Raw genomic sequence first — 17,613 nt, forward strand, 5'->3', positions numbered from 1 at the left:
GCAATGTGGGGGCAAGGACAGATCGTCTTGCCCACGAGAACAGGCGAATTCTTTCCTCTAAAGGGCTGCGCCAGCGCCGATGGCGCTGGCGCGATGCCGGACGCATCAGTCGGTATCCTGAGCCGCGCGCTTGGGAGAAGTTCCAAGCGGACCGCGGCGATCGACGACGGTAATCCGACGGGATTTGGCTTCGATGACGAGGCGCTCCAGGACCCCGTTTCCGGGAAAGGCGACGACATAACGGGGGTCGAGCGAGAGCATACGCTCGTTGCGCTTGAAGCCTGCGCGCGCGCCCAGGCGCATGTCGAGGGAGAAGCTGATTTGCGGGATGTTGCGTCGTTCCGCCCAAGAAGATGCCAGACGGTCAACGCCCTTGGTATCACCGCCGTGGACAAGAACCATGTCAGGAACCCGGTCGTGAACCTTGTCCAGAGTAGCCCAGACGTTGTTGGCGAAAGTGAGAGCGTCCTGCTCGTTTGGATGGCGTGTGCGGCCACCGGCAAAGATCACCGGCGTACCTTCTGGCATGGCGGCGCGGCGCTTGGCTTCGGACCGGGCTCGGACGAACTCGCGGCCCTCCACAAGCGCGGAAGTCAGCATGGCGCTGTGATTGAAGCGCGAACTCGACACGGGCTTCCACGAGGAGCCAAACTCGTTGAGATAGAGGCCAGCGGCCACTTCGCGCATCTCTTCGAGAGCGAGCATAGCCCCTTCGGCACACTGCGCACGCTCAACCTGGGTCTCGAGTTCATGGGTGTGAATTTCGGATCCATCTGCAGTGGCGACGAGCGCTCGGACTTCGTCGGTTGCGCGGTCGACGGCGGTCGATTTGCGGGTCGCGGAACGGTGGAAGATGTTGACGAACGCCCAGCCGAGGTCCTCGGCATCGGCCTCCAGCGCAGTCCCCGTGACCATTGCAAAGAGATCGGACCAAACCGCTTCGAGAGTCTGGACGACCGCCTCGTGGACCGGAAAGTCATTGGTGGAAACAGGGGCAGGACCAACCGAAAAACCGGAAAGATCGAGGCCGGCAAGTTGGTCAGAAAATGATGAGTGCATGGGTATTGTCCTCCTGACTGGCGTGAGGCTGACGCTCCCGCTCATGGCTGCGCCAGCGAGAGCCCGTCAGGGCCAGCTTGAGGCAGTCTCCGCACCCGACAGGGGAAACCCGCTTGGGCAGGCTGGCGCGGGCAGGCCAACGGCCCACAGGGCCGGGCCAACTCGGGCCTGCGCAAGCCGGGTTGCGGCAGACTGGCGGCTGGCCCAGGGCCTTTCTCGCATGGCTTCAGGCCATGAGTGCTAAAGCAAGTTTCGTTAGGGAGGACAGGCACCTCGCCACGATCAAAGTGACTGGCGCATTCAGGCCACCCGTTTTGCGTAGACGCCCTCACCGTTCGACATGTGACCGAGGCAGACGAAGTCGCCGAACAACGCTTCAAAGCGCGAGGCGATCTGGGACAGCCAGCGCTGTGCTCTGGGCGATCTGGCCGTGCGCCAATCGGCATCCCAATAGGCGCCATCGTCACGCTCGACAATCCACACCGCAACCAGGCCGGCGTAAACCGACACGCCGAAATCTGCATAGGCATTGCGCATGAGGATGCGGTCTTCGCGGCCCCGCCAACCGTCGTGGGCGATCAGGGAAGGGAATACCTGCCCTGCGCGCTCGCGCAGATCTTCGCGGAGCCACTCATATTCGAAGTCCCAGTCGTCGTCGTCTTCAACTTCGAGCACGGTGAAGGCCACAACGGCCCCGCTGGGGCAACTGACTGATCGGCCCATGACACCCTCCTTCAGGCGGCCAATGCAGCGTCGGCAGACGCTTCGTCGGCATCATCGGCAGAGGCACGTCCTCCGAGTTTGAGCAGAAGCCTTGATGCTTCCTCCGCCTTTGCGGCAGCGGTGAGAATGGCACGGTCATCCTGCTTCAGGAGCTTGAGCCAGTGCTCGATATAGCTCGCATGGCTATCCAAGTGTGTGACTGGCAGACCGAGTTCAGCGCCAAGCATAGCGCTCGAAAGTTCGGCAATGAGTTCCTCGGCAGCGTAAGCTGCAGAACCAAAGCGATTCTTGAGATTACGGTCGAGGCGGCTGGCATGGCCGGTCCAATGCGACAGCTCGTGGTAGGTCCCATCCATAACGTGTCCTTTCTGTCCTCTTCTGCCAATCAAGCAGGACACATGATCCGAGCCCCCTCTTCTCTGCCGGACAGGGAGGGCCCGAGGGCCCTTCCTGTCCGGTTGCAATCTTGGGAGTGGGTATGGCGCAGCTGTTGTTCTCGACGCCTGCATTCCGGCCCGACGGATCATCGGTGGAGAATGTCCCGATGCTGCTCGACGCCCGGATGCGGCTCGTCGAACCGGCCTGCGCATGGCTGATGCACGTTGCTTTGGTGCGCGGCAGGACCCGCAGCCCGCAGACCTGGCGAACCTACGCTGAAGCTCTCTACGACTGGTGGCAGACGCTAGAGGCCAATGGCTGGGCCTGGGACGAGGTCGGTCCTGGCGAACTGGCCGCCTATCGCGATCAGATGCTCCGGCCCCGTGGCGACAGCGGCAGACCGCTGGCACGCAGTACAATCAACGGGCGGCTCAGGACCATAGGGCGTTTCTACCGCTGGAGCGTGGCGACCGGACTGATGAAGCAGGTCCCGTTCGCAAGCCAGGAAATCGCGTTGTCGCGCAGTCGCCCGCAGGCGTTCCTGGCCCATGTCGATGCCACCGGCGGTCGAATCCGGGCCAACGAGCTTACCGTGCGGCATATGCCGATGTTGCCGCGCCCGCTCGCGCCGGAAGCGATCCGGCGCATCATGGCCGCAATGCCGGCACGCGACAGACTGATCGTTGAATGGGCAGTGACTACGGGAATCCGTCGGATGGAAGTGGCGGGCCTGACCGTGCGTCATCTGAAAGGGGCCGGCAGTGAACCGATGGTGCCAGTGCAGATCGACGAAACCAAGGGTGGGCGGTCGCGAATAATATATCCACCGGCCCCGCTGGTCGATCGTACCCGTGCCTATGTGCGGGAAGAGCGGGCGGTCCTCGTCCGTCGTGCGGCGACAAAACGGGCAGATCGCGATCCCGAGGCTCTGTTCCTGACTTGTCGGGGGCAGCCCATGAAACCGCGCAGGGTTGGCGCGATGTTCACGGCTGCCGCCGAGGCAGCGGGTGTGACGGCGACGTTCCATGCGCTGCGACATACCTTCGCCGCCGCCATGCTGCGGTTCCTGCAACGCGAAGCCCGGGCCAATCCCGAACTCAATCCCTTGCTCGCGTTGCAGGTGCTGCTCGGCCACGCCGATCTGGCAACCACCGCGGTATACCTGCGCGTTGTCGAAACCGACCTCTCGGCAATCGAGACCTCGGTCGACGATCTCTATGCGGCGCTGCTGTAATGCCGCGTCGGCAAAAGGACTACCGGGTCGAGCCATCGCCGAAGCCGCTGATCGGCAATCCGGGCGCATTGCTGGTCAATGTCGTAGATGCCGACGGCCAGCTCGAATGCGCGTTCGACTTCTCGATCTTCGATCGGCCGACGATGGCTGCCGAGTGGGCGCTCGCGTTCCGGCATCACTATGCTGCCAAACAACCGGCCAACAGAGGCTCAGCGTTCCGTACTTTGAAGTTCTGGTTTGCGTTCCTTGCCGAATACGATTCCGCCATCTTAGCCACGCGCGACGTCGATAGCGGCATTCTCAATGCGTTTATCGTTTGGCTCGGCACGAGGCCCTGGAGCAAGGGGTCACGGTATACTGTCTGGTCGATCATCAAGCAGCACATGGCCTGGCTCAAGCGCAACCGGCCCGACCTGGTTCACCCCGAACTCGAAATCCCGTTCAATCCGTTCCCCCGCAAGAATGCGGAAGCGCGCCAGCGTGAGGCACTGAGCCGCGATGAAATGGAACGCGTGCTCACGGCGGCCCATCGGGACATCGAAACAGCCTGGGCACTGTTCGAGGAAGGCCGCGCTGCGCTGGCTCGGGTCGATCGCAAGGCCATTGTCTCCGAACCCGACCTCGCCAAGCTCGATCTCGACGATATCGGGGTCATGCTCGCGGTGATCGACGGTCGGTTCGGCGGCGTGCCACCCAAAGTCGGCGACATGTTGAGAAAGGGCGCGGGCCTCTCGCATCTCCACTTCGCCATGATCCGCCATGGTGGCATGGGCGAAATCGCGGGGCGGCTGTTTGCGCTGCCGGATACGATCGTTGCCTATATGATCGCCATCGGCGCGCAAACCTTTGCAAATGCCGAGGCCCTCAGGCTGATGCGGCGCGACTGCCTGAGCGAGCATCTGCTGCTCGAAGGCAGGGTTCTGGTCAGTTGGCGCAAGGGGCGCGCGGGACGTGAACAGCGCCGCAGCTTCCTGCGCGACAAAAGCTCCTCGGTGCCCGTGCTGATCGATCAGGTTCTGGCTATGACCGAAAGGCTGGTGTCGCATACGCCACGCCGCGACCAGAGTTATCTCTTCCTCACCGGGATGATACACGGGTCTCGCAGAGTCGGTGTGATCCCCGGCTATCTGGCCACGAAACTTACCCGGCGGTTTGTGGAGCGCCATGGCCTGCTGGGCGACGATGGCAAGCCGCTCAAACTGACGCTGGCGGCGCTGCGCGCATCGGGGCTCACACTAGCGCACGAGCGGCTCGGGCATGATATCCTGAAGACGCAAGTGCTGGCCAACCATGCTACTCCAGACACGACACAGCGCTATGTGGACCGGCCCCGCGTCCGAAAGGCGCAAGCGCTGGCAATCGGCAGGTTGCAAGCCCGGTTTGTGGAAATGGTCCGGGGCGATGTCGAGTCCCCGCCCGGGACGGAGGTGCTTCCCGATCTGCGCCACGCGACCGCAGGCGGATTTATCTGTAGCGATCCCCTTGCCGGCGCTGCCGAGGGACAGCGCAAGGGCGAGCTGTGTACGGCCTGGCTCGGATGCTTCACCTGCCCCAATGCCGTGATCCCGCTCAACGAGGACGTGCTGGTTCGCCTGCTGGCGACGCGGGCAGCGCTCACCGACGCGCGTGCCGCCATGGCTCCCGAACGCTGGCGGCTGCTTTATGCACCCAAGCTGGAAATCCTCGAGCGCGATATCCTGCCCCGGTTCTGCGAGGCGATGCTCGAAGCAGTTTCGAGGATGTCACTGCCACAGCTGCCGCCAGTCGAATGAACCAGCACCCCCACCCACTCACGCAGTCGTCGCCATCCTGGGAGGATGCGCGGCTTTCCCCGTGGAGCCGGTTCGGCGACGATGAATGGCGGCTCGATATCCGCACTGCGGGTCGCCGCGCGGATCAGAAGCGGTTCAGTTGGGCGTTGGCCATGCCGGAGCACACGCGCATCGGGAACAGTGATCATGCTCAGCTTGTCCGCGCCGCCAAGCACTTCCTCTGGTCGATGCACTATCATCCTCCATCAGGGCGCAAACGCTCGTCTCCGGCGTCGATCCATCACAAAGCAATGTTGCTGCGCGCGCTGCTGGAATGGATGGCATGCGAAGGACACTCGCGCTTTGCCGGGATCGATCCAGCTTCGGTCGAACAACTTTGCAAATGGTTGCGCAGTCGTCCTGCACGCGCCGGCGGAGGCAAAGGCAATATCTCAACTGCCACAATCACGAACTATCTGCTCGTGATCAAAGACCTTTATCGTCAGCGGGAAAAGCTGAACGATGCGCCACTGGTCGATCCGCTGCCGCTGGAAACGACCTATGAGGCCGCCGGCCACACCAGGGCGACCAAGGGCGTCATACCGTTCATCCCCGAAGACGTGGCCGTTGCAATCCTGAGCGAAGCCCTGCGGTGGGTCGAGGAGCATGGCGATACGATCGTCGCAGCCGAAACGATCCGCCGCGAAGCGCGAGCGCAGGGTCTGCGGCGCGGCAAGCGCCAGGCATCTGATCATGTTAGAGCGGCGCTGAGGCTCGCATCGCTGGCCGGACCATCGGGCGAACGGTTCGATGGCGCCTATGCAGTTCGGCACGCCGCCGTCCACCTCGTCGAGGCGTGCTATATCTTGATCGCGGGCTTCGTCGGGATGCGGTCCAGCGAAATCCTGTCAATGAAAACAGGGGCAATCGAGCATCACCCGATCGGCGAAACCGGCGTTAATCAGGCATATGTCGTGTCCCGGCTGTTCAAGACTGTCGATGATCTCGATGGCCGTAGGGAGCGCTGGGTTGCCCCGGCACCGGTCGTGCGCGCGGTGGAGCTGCTCGAGCAGCTGAGCGCGCCGCTGCGCGAAGCCTCGGGCCGCGACGATCTGTTCCTGGTGAAGAACACGCAGTATGGCCAAATCGTGCCGGTGACGCACATGCATATCGCCTGGCGCATCAATGACTTTGCGCGGCATGTCGGCATCCCCGATCATGATGGGAAACCCTGGAGGTTCAGCACGCACCAGTTCCGTAAGACCTTTGCCCGGTTTATTGCCAGGCGCGACCGTACCCAGCTTCTGGGCCTGGCCGAGCACTTCAAGCATGCTTCCGTTGCCATGACCGCGCGGGGCTACGTCGGCAACGACTTCGACCTGCATGGCCTCATCGACCACGAAGCCCGCGCCGAAACCGCAGCCGCCCTCGATCGCCTGCTCGCCGCGAAACGGCTCGGCGGCAAGATGGGCGAACGTATCGTCGCCGGAAACGCCCGGTTCCGCGGCCGCGCGGGAGAACAGGTACGCCGAGACTATGTTGCGTTTATCCTCAAGGAGACTGATCTTCGCATCCATGCCTGCGACTATGGCTGGTGCGTGTTCCAGCAGGAGACCTCCCGCTGCGGCGGCGAACTGCAACCGAATGAGGTCGGACGAGCGCCGGCGGTCTGCCTCTCATGCGCCAACATGGTGATCGAAGCGAAGCACGGAGCCTACTGGCGGGATCGCCGGAGACGCAATGCTGCGCTGTTGCCGGAGGCCAATCCGATGACGGCGGCCGTGCTCAATGAGGCGATCGGACAATGCGAGCGGGTGCTCACGCAAATCGGAGATGACGATGGGCAAGGATGATCAGGGGCAGCGCTGGCAATCCGCGGCAAGGAGCTACCGGGCGGCGCTGGCGAGGCTGGTGCGCGGCGAAGGGCGCCACGCCGACCATGCGGGACGCGTGAAGATCACGCCGACTTCGGTCGCGCGCGAAGCGGGACGCAGTCGCAATCCGCTCTATACGAGCCATCGGGACATCCTCGACGAGATCGAAGCTGCGGCAGGACCAGGCACGCCCGCACGCGACCTGGCAGCGCGCATCGCCACGCTCGAGACCGAGCTGACGCACCTCAGGGCCGATGCCCGGCGTCACGCCGAGGAGCGGCGCGAACTCGCCAGCGAGAACCTGACGCTGTTGCACCGCGCCCGAAGCGCAGAGGATCGGCTCACGGCGCTCCTGCGGCGAATGCCTGAGGCATCCACCGCAGGTGCCATCATGCAGCCACGCTGAGTTGTTCGGGCTGCTGCGTATGCATCCAGTCAGCTGCCGCCTGCGCTTTGCTCGCCAGCGTGAAAATCGCGCGAGCGTCGGCCTTGAGCACGCGTAGCCAGGACGCGATGTACGCCGCATGGTCCGGCCGTGGATGGTGCGCGATACCGAGATCTGCCATGACCAAGGCGGCTCCCAGATCTGCGATGGCCTCCTCCGCTGCATATCTGTCCGATCCGAACCTGCCGGACAGATCACGGTCGCAGCGGGACGCCGCTCCTGTGGCATGCAGACCTTCATGGAAAAGCGTGCCATAATAAGCGGCAGGCTCCCTGAACTGTGCGAAGGGTGGCATTTGCACGCGATCTTCCGAAGGAATATAGTACGCCTCGTTGCCGCCATGCCGGCACTCAATGCCAAGGTTGCCCCAAAAGATATCGGCGTTCCGCATCCGCGCATCGTCGGACAGGAGATCGATGGTTGGTGGAGCATAACCCTCTACCTGCGCCTCGTTGAAAACGCTGTACCCCCGCGCAAACATGCGAGCGCGGCCACGCCCCTCCTGCTCGGAATCCCGGTCATCGGCATCCTCGCCGCGATCGTTGACCTTCCAGAAGACAATCGTGGTGGCCTGCTCGCCCTTGCGAACCTGGGCTCCCAGCGCTTGCCACTGACGATAGCTGGCCCAGCGTCCGGAACTGTAGCCTGCAGCCTGCGCCGCGATCCACAAGCTGAGAATGTTGGATCCCCGGTAAGCCTTGCCGGTGCCGGCGTTGATGGGGCGCGAGGTCGCTGATCCATCGTGATGCCACGGCATTGTCCACGAGCCCGCCCCTGCCTCGATGGCGGCAACGATCTCGTTGGTGACGCGCGTGTATATATCGGTGCGTTCTTTGCTGCGCATGATCAGGACTCCCGTCCTGAAATCGCACAGCAGGCCGTACGATGGTTGGGAAACAGCAGCGCGCAAAGGCCATCGACTGTCCTCGAAATGAGGACACTTGCGATGTTACATACCTCGTGCGCGAGCGTCGCGTAATAGTGGTCGAAGCCCGAGAAGAGATGCGCGGGCGGCATTGTCACCCGGTCAGCTACCGGCTCATAATAGGCTTCGTCGCCCTGATGACGCAGGACGGCCGGAATATTGGCAAAGAATGAGTCGAGTTCAGCCTGACGGCCCTCGGGTTCCACCACCTCAAGCGTCGCGGCGGGATGGAAACGTTCCGGAAGACCTTCGACCTGATCGGCATTGAAAACCGGATAGGCCTTCAACACGCGACGACTTTCGTCAGTTTTTTCGCCGGTGTCGGGGGCTTCGACTTCCTTGGTGTAGCTCTTGTAGAATATGGCGATGGTGGATTTTTCGCCCTTGCGCACCTGTGCGCCCAGTTCTTTGGCCTGATTGTAGGTCATCCAGAACGGCGAGGCGTAACCGCACATATCGGCAACCATCCAGAGCCAGAATACATTCATGCCGCGATAAGGGACGCCGCACGCCCGCAATGGACGCGAGACTGGCACACCGCGCCATGGCTTGATCCACGGCTTCGTGCCGGACTCGAGGCGGGCGATGATTTCTTGGGTGATACGGGTCGCAGGCGACACTCCGCCGCTTTGTCCCTTGCGATAGGCCATGTTGGATCTCCTGAAATGGCCTGACGACAGTTCCGTCGGTCAGTGCCGGAGATCCCGGAGCCCCCTCCGCTCTCTTTCCATGAAGGAAGCGGCCCCCCGGCATGTGCCGGAGGACCGCTTCACGGTGGCGAGTAGCCGTTCCTGTCAGGAGGAGGTCAGGCGGCCAACTCGCTCGGGGGTTGATTGTCGTCGTTGGCGACGAAATCCGCGTTGGGACTTTGCGCTTCGTTATCGGCAGGAATTTCCGGCAGGTCGGCAAAGCGCATGACCTCGGGCACCCAGGCGAGGGCCCTTTCCCGAACTTCGACCTCGGTGATGTAGGTCCCCGCGAAGACGCGCTCGGCGCTCATCGCGAGATCGCCCTTTTTCACCGATGCGAAGCGCGAGGACAGTTCCAGGCCGCCGACATCGGTGAGCGCATCGAGGATGACCTGCTTCGAGACGCGGTCGAAGTAGTTTGCCGCGGTCGGACGCCACCATTGCGCCATATCGATGCCGATCGCGCTGCCCAGATGATCCTGGAACGCGATTTGGCGTTCGCCTGCCATGTTGAGGCTCGCCTCGAGCGTGCGAGCGACGACAAAGCCGAGCCATGCTGCGCGGCTTTCATCAGCGAGTGCCCGAAACATCTTGAAGCGCGACGAAGCGTCTTCGCCAGATCGCCAGCTCTCATCGAGACCAGAGCGCAGGTCCGCAAGGGATGCGCTTGCCGGCGCATCCTTCGCTTCGAACCCGACAATCGGACCCGCAGGGACGCCGCCACGCAGGGTCGTGGCCGCGCGTGACCGCCAGTCGTGGGTGTCGGCATCCGCGAGGGTGAAGACCATGATGTCGAGCGAAAGGCCGGGATCCGATGCCACGTGGAGCGCGAGCACGTCACGACGTTGCATCGCAAGTTCGTCGATCAGACGCTTGGAAAGCGCTGCACGGCGTTTGCCATCACTGTCGACACTGGCCACGACTTCGACGACATCGTCGTCACCAACGACTTCGATATCGCGCTCGCCGTAGAACACCGGCTGGAGGACCGGTGTCCCGTCGCGCGAGAGAACGAGGATCATTCCGGCATTGGCCTTCAGTTCGGGCGCCAGCTCCGGGGGCTTTGCCCGAATGTCCTGGCATTCGCGCTCGATCGCTTCGATCGTCGCCTCGGCCGCAGCAATTGCTTCTTCTGCGCTGTCTTCATCCTCGAGAATGGCCGCATGATCGTCGTAGGAAGCATCGAGTTCGTCAAGGCGGGCCAGTTCGGCGTCAGTCAACGGAGCCGGCTCGGCCGGAAGGCGAATGAGGCCTTCCACAAGATCGTGACTGGCATAGGCGTCAAGCGTCGGCTTAACCCAGGCAAGGCCCTGCTCTGCTGCGAGCGCCTTGGCGCGTTTCTCCATCTCCTCCGAGGCGAGGGTTTCGAGAAGCGCGACATCAACCCAGGACTCGCTGTCATCGTCGTCGAATAGTTCGCGTTCGATCCGGCCACCTGCAGCGGTATATGCGTCGCGACCGACAAGACGGGCCCGAGCATCGCTACCGCGAACCGTGCCGGAGAGCACCATGCGCCGGATGCTGTCGGCGCTGGGCGCATAATAGCCCGAGGACGCCTGTTCATAGACGCGAGCCTGAATCTCCTGGTCGGAGGTCGCGCCGAAAGCTTTGGCGAGATCGAGAGTGATTTCACCGGATGCCAGAGCATCGAAGACGACAGGCGCAAGGGTCGCGAGACGCAGCCGGCCTTCGACGAAGCGGACCGTCAGTCCGAACCTGCGCGCGACATCTTCCGTCGAGGCGCCTGCCTCGATCAGGGCAGCGAACGCCTGCGCTTCGTCGGCGGGGTTCATCGCGAGGCGATGGAAGTTCTCGGCCAGGCTCGTTTCGACTGCGATTTCCGCATCGTCCTCAAGCACGAGGCAGGTAACCTCGTAGCCCTTCGGCAGGACTCTCTCTTCGGCAAGCGCCAGCAAGGCGCAGCGGCGGCGCTCTCCGGCTTCGACCTCGAATTTGCCACGAGCCGCAGGCCGAACGATGAGGTTCTGCAACAGCCCATGGGCTGCAATGCTCGCTTTCAGTTCGGAATCTGCAGCTGGGTCACCGTGGCGGCGCACATTGCGAGGAGACTGGACCAACTTGGTCAACGGGATCGACTTGATCATGGGACATACTCCTGATTGCGAGCACAGGCATCGACCATCGACGCTCCTTCGGCTCAGTCAGAAGCAAGCCCCCTTCCCTCTCTCTTCACCGTGGCCGGTCAGACAGGTGACGTTCTGCGGCCAAACGAAATTATGGAAGAAGGGAACACGGCCCAAGGATCGAACCGATGCTGTTGCATCACGGAAACTACCTTCCCCATGGCAAGCCAAACGAATTGTATTGGTTCGCATTTTGTTCTACTGGATGGATGATCAATCGACAGGCGGCGAAAAAGCATGGCAAACCAGAAGTTCTTCGAAGAGAGGACTGATCAATCCGAGGTCAAAGCCCGCATCGTGAACAAGTACTTCTCTACTTGGGCACAGGTCGTCATGCCCACGGTTGCGAAGCGCGGCGGAAAGATCGCTTACATGGACCTTTATGCCGGCCCAGGCCGCTACAAGGATGGTGCGGCGTCGACGCCCCTTCTCGTATTGCAAACGGCCATCAATCATCCGCTAATGTCACAAATGCTCACCGCCTATTTCAACGACGCAGATGGTGACAAAACTTCGACGCTCCAAACAGAAATCGATAGCCTCCCGGGTCTAGGAAAACTCAAATATAAACCCGTCGTGACTTGTGGTGAGGTAGATGATGATGCCGCGACGTATTTTAACGAAACGCGCCTCGTCCCTTCGTTCTCGTTTGTCGATCCTTTCGGTTACAAAGGCCTCTCTCTTAGGATTGTCCAGGGCGTCATCAAAGATTGGGGTTGCGATTGTGTATTCTTCTTCAATTACAATCGGATCAATGCGGGGATCAACAATCCCGGCGTAAAAAAGCATATGGATGCGCTGTTCGGAGAAGAGCGCGCGGACACGCTTCGCGCGAGGCTCCCCGGTTTAACGCCGGAATTGCGAGAGGCTGCCATTCTCGAAGAGCTGGCCAATGAGATTCAGTCGCTTGGTGGCAAGTATGTGCTGCCCTTCACATTCCGTAACAGCGAAGGCACGCGCACATCTCATAAGCTGATTTTCGTCTCAAAGCACTTCAAGGGCTATGAGATTATGAAGGACATTATGGCGGCTGAGAGCTCAACTCTCGACGAAGGTGTCCCGTCGCTCACATATTCACCTGCTGATGCGTCGATGCCGCTTTTGTTTTCGCTGGTCCAACCCATGTCTAAGCTGAAAGAGATGCTGCTGGAAGATTTCGCGGGACAAACCCTGTCACTCACGGAAATCTATGAGCGACACAGCGTAGGCAAGCCATACATCAAAAGGAATTACCGCGAGGCGCTTAGTGCGCTTGAAGCCGCAGAGAGGGTCTCGGCGTATTCGACTAAAGGGAAGCGTCGCAAGGATACCTACCCCGACCATGTGAAGGTCCAGTTCAAGGAAGGGTGCTGAGCATGGCGACGAATTCATCAATCGAATGGACAGAGGCGACATGGAACCCCGTCGCAGGCTGCAATGTGGTCTCGCCTGGCTGCACCAATTGCTATGCCATGCGGATGGCGCGACGGCTCGAAGCCATGGGCCAGCCCAAGTACGCAGGCACCACCAGAATGTCTGGTGGACGACCGAAGTGGAACGGCGTTGTGCGGATTGACGAGGAAAGCTTTAGGCTGCCCGCCACATGGCGCACGGGCCGCATGATTTTCGTGAACTCAATGTCCGACTTGTTTCATGAGGCCGTGCCCGTGAAATTTGTGCAGCGCGTGTTCGAAACCATGAGGGCAACTCCACAGCACACCTATCAAATCCTTACCAAGCGCGCGGAACGGCTCGAAGAGCTCGCTCGTAAGCTGGACTGGCCAGCAAATGTATGGATGGGTGTAAGCGTTGAAAATGCAGACTACCTTTATCGCATCGACCACCTGCGCCGCACAAAAGCGGCCATCAAATTTTTGAGCTTAGAGCCCCTGCTTGGGCCGCTTGAGAACATGAACCTCCAGGGAATCGATTGGGTTATTGCAGGCGGCGAAAGCGGGCCAGGTGCAAGACCGATGAACCCTAGCTGGGTGCGATCGATTCGCGACCAGTGCCAGAGCGCTGGTGTGGCCTTCCATTTCAAGCAATGGGGCGGCGTCAACAAGAAGAAGGCTGGTCGAATGCTTGACGGCCAAACTTGGGATGAATTTCCCAAGGAGCCGCTGCGTAGCGAGGCGGCATTGGCGGCGGCTTTCGTCTAGGATCGATCAAAAATCCATGTTGGCGTAGCGATCGTTCAAGTGCACTTGATAATCGGCATAGCTCTCCATGGCGTCGACTGAAGCCATGGCGCGTGCATAGTCGCCGTTAACGACCTTGGTCAGGTTGAGAGGCAGACCAAAGTCCTGAATGTGTATCTTTGCGGGCTCGAGTGAGCCTGACCAAAGATGATCGATAAAATCCCGGATAAGTGCGATAGCCTCAGCGGCCACGAAATCGACACCCTGTCCAAACTTCAAAGCGGCACGGTCACGCGGATGAGGCAGAAGCATCGGTACAGCCCCAGCCTTCGAGTGGAAGTGGAACGCCTCGCCGTCTTTCCCGAACGCCCCGTGGGCAACGAAGTTTCGAAGCTGACGCCGGACTATGGCCAGCTGATCGTAAAATTGTTTTGTGGTGGGGTCGGTGATATCCAGCGCTGCTTTGAACTTTTCGGCCCATTCCGCCTTTGCGAGCTTGGTGACATCCTCCCCTGTCGCGCAGTTACCGCGAAGGATGGCGATGTGGATGAAGACATGCTCAGTCCAGCTAAAGAAGCATTCGATGGCAGAGAGCCCCAGCCATTTGGCCTCCCGATTGAGCTCGACTGCCGGAAAGGCTACCGTATAGCTCATATCGCTAAGATGGTTGACAATCCGCTCGTCCTTCCGGCCCTCCGCTTGCTGTTGCCTGTCGTCATAAAGATCGAGGTAGAAATTTAGCCGTTCGAACAGATCGGGCGAGCGGTTGACGACATTGAGTTGGGAGGCCTTTGCTGCCTGCTCAGCCCTCCAATCGAAATAAGGCTGCGCCGCTTTGGTGGCCTTGTGGATCAATCTGACAATTTCGGCAGCCGCTTCTTCGTCTTCTGGAACATTGGCAGCGAAGACGCCCAATCCAAATTTGCGGTGTTCCACAAGGAAGGGCCGCCCATCATATTCCACCGGGACTGACCAGGCTACCTTTTCGAACTGACCTAGATTCGTGAAACCCAGCAAGTCGACAAGAAGAAAGTAGACCAGATAATATGGTGGCAGCGTCCGCCCGGCATCGGTGCGCTTTGCGTTGAAGAGAAATCCCTTCGGCGCTCGCATGCTGAAATCTGCTGGTTCTAGTGGAGAAATCGCCTTCTGGGCGCGGGTTCGGACAGTTTCGATTTGCTCGCTGTTCAATGTTGCCCACCTTTCAGGTAGATACCACTCGAAACACGGCACCTGTTCCCGCATTTCGAACTAGGTCGACCCCCGTACCATCCCAGTGATAGTCTAGGTGACGCCCTTGAATAGGGTCTGACGCGCGGTCGGGGTAAAACAGCCCAACACATTCGCCGTTCTGATGCCGGATGCTCGGATAGACCAGACCTTCCGCGCCATTCGCCCTGAGCGTTGCAGCGAGGCTTTGCGATGCGACATAGCTGTCGGGATCAAGCGCAGGATCCTCTGGCTCAATGCCCCTGAGATCACGAAGGTCGGCGTTTACTGACAATACGATTTCACGGAACTGCGAGATCCAACCTGGCGCTTCGGCAGTGCGAGTCATGAAGCGGGCATGATGATGGATTGTTTCGAACAGCGCTGTTTCGAATGTATCCCCCGCGTATAGCACGCCGTAGGTCCCATCGGTGAAGCGACTTGGCCGGTCCGTGCTAACATGCGTGAACGGCGCCATCAGATAGGATGCGCCATTTCCGCCTACCCGGCGATCAGCCGGCACCAGATCGAGATTGCCGATCGTCGCCATAATGCGAGGATTGGTTTTTTGCTCGGCGGAGATCAGCAGCGGCCAATCTGCAGGGTCTGCGATGTCTTCGAACAGGTCAATCGGTGGAAAGGCACTGCGGATAATCCGTACAGCACCTTTCCACTCGACCTGGGCAACCGGAATCGCCTTGGGATCAATCACCAGGCACCACGTTCGGCATCAAGATAGCGACGCACCCGCATGATATCAGTCAGCTCGCCGCCAAGCATGACGTCGAGCGCACTCACTCCGGCAAAGGCGGCGTTACCTGCCTTGATCCAGGCGTAGCCACGTTGGGCTTCGGAAAAAATGATCCTCAGCGCCTTGTGGATACCCATCAGGTTGGAGAGCCGCGCCGCACCATCACGCGAGACACGGCCCGGCCCCTCAGCCTTCCATCGCCGGTAGGAGCGAACCGGCATGTCGAGCAAAGTCGCTGCCTGCTCGTCGGTGAGTTCCCATTTCCCAAACAGGTTCAGCACGGCGCGGAACATCGCCGCTGCTTCCTCCTGAGTTATAGGATCGGGCCGGAAGGCATCGGGGACGGTATCAACGGGTTGCAGTGCCAACATGAGCATTCTCCATATGGCAGTATATATCACATTGAATGCCATTTGGCAAGATAACAATCTCATCCCACAAGTCGCGCCAAGACCGATACTGCGCTCGTCGTCGGGACGAAAAGTCGCGTTTGATAGCGTATGATCTCGGTGAAACACCCATGTGCCTTGTACCAGTCTAGGCGAGACGCCGACCAACCAGTCAGTTCGAGCCGCTGCGCGCCGTTGACGAGGCTGCGCTTGAGCGTGAGCGCTTCGCGGCTTTTGATTTGCATCGGCCGCCCGGTCCCGTTCACCGCATCGACGATTTGCTCTGCCGAAAAGGCATGTTCGTCTTCAAGCCCAAGCGCCTGGCATAGTTCGGGCACGCAATGGAGCGGAACCTCCCGGCCTAACAGCGAGCGTCCGTCTCGCGCCGAAATCCGGCTGACGCGAACATAGTCGGAAGGGAGTTTGTCCCACACCGGGAGCAACAGGCCGGTTGCAAGATGCAGTCGCTCACGCTTGTGATTTGAGGCGGCGTCATCGACCTCCGCCTGCCAGAGGCGCTGAAATTCGGTTGGATCCACTGTTTCCCAGTTGCTCTCCTCGAGTTGATCGGCAGTGATGTGTCCGTGCTTCAAGGGACGAACTAGCTCGAAGCGGGCCACACGCATACCTTCGTCGGTGAGCAGACTGCGAGCCGGGACAAGCAACCCGATCCGGCCTGAGCGCGCATTACGCAGAAGTTGCTGACGCGCACCTGACAAGCCGTAGAGCTCGTCGAGGCGTTCGAGACGCAAAGGCTTAAGCGCGCGGGCGATCTCGAGTTCGAGGAGATGCGTAGTCGCACCCGACAGCGCATCGGTGCGCAGTAGCGTGTCGGTCAGCACCTCGTAATGCTCTACCGCAATAGTCTCGACCCCAATGTCGAGCGTGCCGGCCTGGCGTGCTGCATCGATCCGCGCTTCGACGAGGCCGAGAAACTCGTCAAATATGCCGTTTTGCAAAGCAATCGGCAACGCGAGGATGCGATTGAGCCAGCGCTGGATTGTTGGCAGGTCATCGACCATCCCGCCGTCGGGCCCTTCGACCCTGAGCCCGCTCAATTCCTCAAACCGAGAAAGCGTAACGGCTTCCAGCTTGCCTGCGAACAACAGGCCGAACCAGCGATGAAGCGCCTCCTTGGCGTAGGTGCTCTCAAGATTATCGGCAGGATCGAAGAGGTTCTGCCCACCTGTCTGGCGCTGCCCTCGGGTCAGTGCCCCGAGACTGTCGAGCCGACGTGCAATGGTCGATATAAACCGACGTTCGCCACGCACGTCGGTGGTCACCGGGCGGAACAGTGGGGCCGACGCCTGATTGGTGCGGTTGGTACGGCCAAGGCCCTGAATTGCGGCATCGGCCCGCCAACCCGGCTCAAGCAGGAAGTGGACCCGGCGCATCTGGTTCTTTGCCGCAAGGTCGGCATGATAACTGCGGCCGGTGCCACCGGCATCGGAGAAAACCAGAATCCGCTTTGTCCCGTCCATAAAATCTCGCGTTTCGGCGACATTGGCGCGCGGAGAGCGCGACTGGAGCACCTGGCGTCCATCGCGTCCGACGATCAGGCGGCGGGTACGTCCGGTGACTTCGGCGACCTGATCGACACCGAACCGTTCGATGATCGCATCGAGCGCCGTCGCGATCGGCGGCAAGGCACAGAGCTGCTCGATCATGCGGTCGCGCGCGGCAAGCGCCGAACGACAGAGAACAGGAGCACCATTCTCATCACTCATCGGTTCGGACCGGGCATTGCCATTCTCGTCCGTGAACACCGCCATCAGCCGAACCGGGAAGCTTTTGGTGAGGTAATCGACCACGTATTCTTTGCAGTCGCAGTTTATGTCGAGCGTGGCGGCGGTAGGCGCAGGTTTCCTTCGGTTTTCCATGATTTCACTCCAGATAACTACGGTTCCGTCGACCTCAGCAAGTCG

The 17,613-nt window shown here is 60.7% G+C and carries 14 protein-coding genes and 2 pseudogenes; 6 read left to right on the forward strand and 10 right to left on the reverse strand.

Annotated features, from left to right (window positions below; genetic code table 11):
* Nucleotides 1-105: 105 nt before the first annotated feature.
* The 3 genes and pseudogenes from HWN72_RS10090 to HWN72_RS10100 form a co-directional block, all read right to left on the reverse strand.
* Nucleotides 106-1,059 carry a DUF2493 domain-containing protein gene (locus HWN72_RS10090; RefSeq protein WP_211150247.1) on the reverse strand — a complete coding sequence of 318 codons (954 nt, stop codon included), beginning with the start codon at nt 1,057-1,059 and terminating at the stop codon, nt 106-108.
* 300 nt (nt 1,060-1,359) lie between these two features.
* Entirely contained in the window at nt 1,360-1,782 is a 423-nt protein-coding gene (locus HWN72_RS10095) for a hypothetical protein (RefSeq protein WP_098108456.1), read from the reverse strand.
* Between the two features lie 11 nt (nt 1,783-1,793).
* Nucleotides 1,794-2,123, reverse strand: a pseudogene (locus HWN72_RS10100) (zincin-like metallopeptidase domain-containing protein); the annotation flags it as partial.
* Between the two features lie 137 nt (nt 2,124-2,260).
* Between HWN72_RS10100 and HWN72_RS10105 the strand changes: the two are divergent.
* The 4 genes from HWN72_RS10105 to HWN72_RS10120 are packed head-to-tail and all read left to right on the forward strand — an operon-like array spanning nt 2,261 to nt 7,425.
* Nucleotides 2,261-3,394, forward strand: coding sequence for a tyrosine-type recombinase/integrase (locus tag HWN72_RS10105; RefSeq protein WP_039338042.1), 1,134 nt, complete (start codon nt 2,261-2,263; stop codon nt 3,392-3,394).
* Entirely contained in the window at nt 3,394-5,166 is a 1,773-nt protein-coding gene (locus HWN72_RS10110; protein WP_039338044.1) for a site-specific integrase, read from the forward strand. The genes HWN72_RS10105 and HWN72_RS10110 overlap by 1 nt, the downstream gene beginning before the upstream one ends.
* On the forward strand, nt 5,163-6,998 hold the full coding sequence (locus HWN72_RS10115) for a hypothetical protein (RefSeq protein ID WP_039338224.1): 1,836 nt from the start codon (nt 5,163-5,165) through the stop codon (nt 6,996-6,998). The genes HWN72_RS10110 and HWN72_RS10115 overlap by 4 nt, the downstream gene beginning before the upstream one ends.
* A complete protein-coding gene (locus tag HWN72_RS10120; protein WP_039338226.1) occupies nt 6,985-7,425 on the forward strand; it encodes a hypothetical protein in 441 nt (146 codons plus the stop codon). Before HWN72_RS10115 ends, HWN72_RS10120 begins: the two co-directional genes overlap by 14 nt.
* On the opposite strand, the gene HWN72_RS10125 is transcribed toward HWN72_RS10120, so the two are convergent.
* The 3 genes and pseudogenes from HWN72_RS10125 to HWN72_RS10135 all read right to left on the reverse strand — a co-directional run bounded on the left by HWN72_RS10125 (nt 7,409) and on the right by HWN72_RS10135 (nt 11,183).
* Nucleotides 7,409-8,308: an ArdC family protein gene (locus HWN72_RS10125; RefSeq protein WP_039338227.1), complete on the reverse strand. Its 900-nt coding sequence runs from the start codon at nt 8,306-8,308 to the stop codon at nt 7,409-7,411. The two genes, HWN72_RS10120 and HWN72_RS10125, sit on opposite strands and share 17 nt — an antisense overlap.
* Before the next feature lie 110 nt (nt 8,309-8,418).
* Nucleotides 8,419-9,039 (reverse strand): annotated as a pseudogene (locus tag HWN72_RS10130) (ArdC family protein); the annotation flags it as partial.
* 155 nt (nt 9,040-9,194) lie between these two features.
* Nucleotides 9,195-11,183, reverse strand: a complete 1,989-nt coding sequence (locus HWN72_RS10135) for a ParB/RepB/Spo0J family partition protein (RefSeq protein WP_054725404.1) — start codon at nt 11,181-11,183, stop codon at nt 9,195-9,197.
* 276 nt (nt 11,184-11,459) lie between these two features.
* On the opposite strand from HWN72_RS10135, the gene HWN72_RS10140 reads away from it, so the two are divergent.
* Both HWN72_RS10140 and HWN72_RS10145 read left to right on the forward strand, forming a co-directional pair.
* A complete protein-coding gene (locus HWN72_RS10140) occupies nt 11,460-12,575 on the forward strand; it encodes a three-Cys-motif partner protein TcmP (RefSeq protein ID WP_054725401.1) in 1,116 nt (371 codons plus the stop codon).
* A 2-nt stretch (nt 12,576-12,577) separates the two neighbouring features.
* On the forward strand, nt 12,578-13,360 hold the full coding sequence (locus HWN72_RS10145) for a DUF5131 family protein (RefSeq protein WP_098108459.1): 783 nt from the start codon (nt 12,578-12,580) through the stop codon (nt 13,358-13,360).
* Nucleotides 13,361-13,366: 6 nt separating this feature from the next.
* Here HWN72_RS10145 and HWN72_RS10150 read toward each other — a convergent pair whose 3' ends face one another.
* From HWN72_RS10150 to HWN72_RS10165, 4 genes are read right to left on the reverse strand one after another with little or no spacing between them, the layout of a single operon-like run.
* Nucleotides 13,367-14,530 carry a hypothetical protein gene (locus tag HWN72_RS10150; protein WP_054725397.1) on the reverse strand — a complete coding sequence of 388 codons (1,164 nt, stop codon included), beginning with the start codon at nt 14,528-14,530 and terminating at the stop codon, nt 13,367-13,369.
* A gap of 13 nt (nt 14,531-14,543) precedes the next feature.
* Nucleotides 14,544-15,260 (reverse strand): RES family NAD+ phosphorylase, encoded by a 717-nt coding sequence (locus HWN72_RS10155; protein WP_054725394.1) that lies wholly within the window; start codon nt 15,258-15,260, stop codon nt 14,544-14,546.
* On the reverse strand, nt 15,257-15,670 hold the full coding sequence (locus HWN72_RS10160) for an MbcA/ParS/Xre antitoxin family protein (protein WP_054733039.1): 414 nt from the start codon (nt 15,668-15,670) through the stop codon (nt 15,257-15,259). The genes HWN72_RS10155 and HWN72_RS10160 overlap by 4 nt, the downstream gene beginning before the upstream one ends.
* A 59-nt stretch (nt 15,671-15,729) precedes the next feature.
* Complete coding sequence (locus tag HWN72_RS10165; protein ID WP_082396231.1) at nt 15,730-17,460, reverse strand: strawberry notch C-terminal domain-containing protein; 1,731 nt, start codon at nt 17,458-17,460, stop codon at nt 15,730-15,732.
* Nucleotides 17,461-17,613: the final 153 nt, after the last annotated feature.

It is taken from the genome of Novosphingobium sp. HR1a, from assembly GCF_015594425.1.
GTDB classification, from domain to species: Bacteria; Pseudomonadota; Alphaproteobacteria; order Sphingomonadales; family Sphingomonadaceae; genus Novosphingobium; species Novosphingobium resinovorum_A.

Bases quoted from the DNA above. Each gene is read 5' to 3' on its own strand.
- HWN72_RS10090 (WP_211150247.1), bottom strand. From the start codon at position 1,059: ATGCACTCATCATTTTCTGACCAACTTGCCGGCCTCGATCTTTCCGGT.
- HWN72_RS10095 (WP_098108456.1), bottom strand. From the start codon at position 1,782: ATGGGCCGATCAGTCAGTTGCCCCAGCGGGGCCGTTGTGGCCTTCACC.
- HWN72_RS10105 (WP_039338042.1), top strand. From the start codon at position 2,261: ATGGCGCAGCTGTTGTTCTCGACGCCTGCATTCCGGCCCGACGGATCA.
- HWN72_RS10110 (WP_039338044.1), top strand. From the start codon at position 3,394: ATGCCGCGTCGGCAAAAGGACTACCGGGTCGAGCCATCGCCGAAGCCG.
- HWN72_RS10115 (WP_039338224.1), top strand. From the start codon at position 5,163: ATGAACCAGCACCCCCACCCACTCACGCAGTCGTCGCCATCCTGGGAG.
- HWN72_RS10120 (WP_039338226.1), top strand. From the start codon at position 6,985: ATGGGCAAGGATGATCAGGGGCAGCGCTGGCAATCCGCGGCAAGGAGC.
- HWN72_RS10125 (WP_039338227.1), bottom strand. From the start codon at position 8,308: ATGCGCAGCAAAGAACGCACCGATATATACACGCGCGTCACCAACGAG.
- HWN72_RS10135 (WP_054725404.1), bottom strand. From the start codon at position 11,183: ATGATCAAGTCGATCCCGTTGACCAAGTTGGTCCAGTCTCCTCGCAAT.
- HWN72_RS10140 (WP_054725401.1), top strand. From the start codon at position 11,460: ATGGCAAACCAGAAGTTCTTCGAAGAGAGGACTGATCAATCCGAGGTC.
- HWN72_RS10145 (WP_098108459.1), top strand. From the start codon at position 12,578: ATGGCGACGAATTCATCAATCGAATGGACAGAGGCGACATGGAACCCC.
- HWN72_RS10160 (WP_054733039.1), bottom strand. From the start codon at position 15,670: ATGTTGGCACTGCAACCCGTTGATACCGTCCCCGATGCCTTCCGGCCC.
- HWN72_RS10165 (WP_082396231.1), bottom strand. From the start codon at position 17,460: ATGGCGGTGTTCACGGACGAGAATGGCAATGCCCGGTCCGAACCGATG.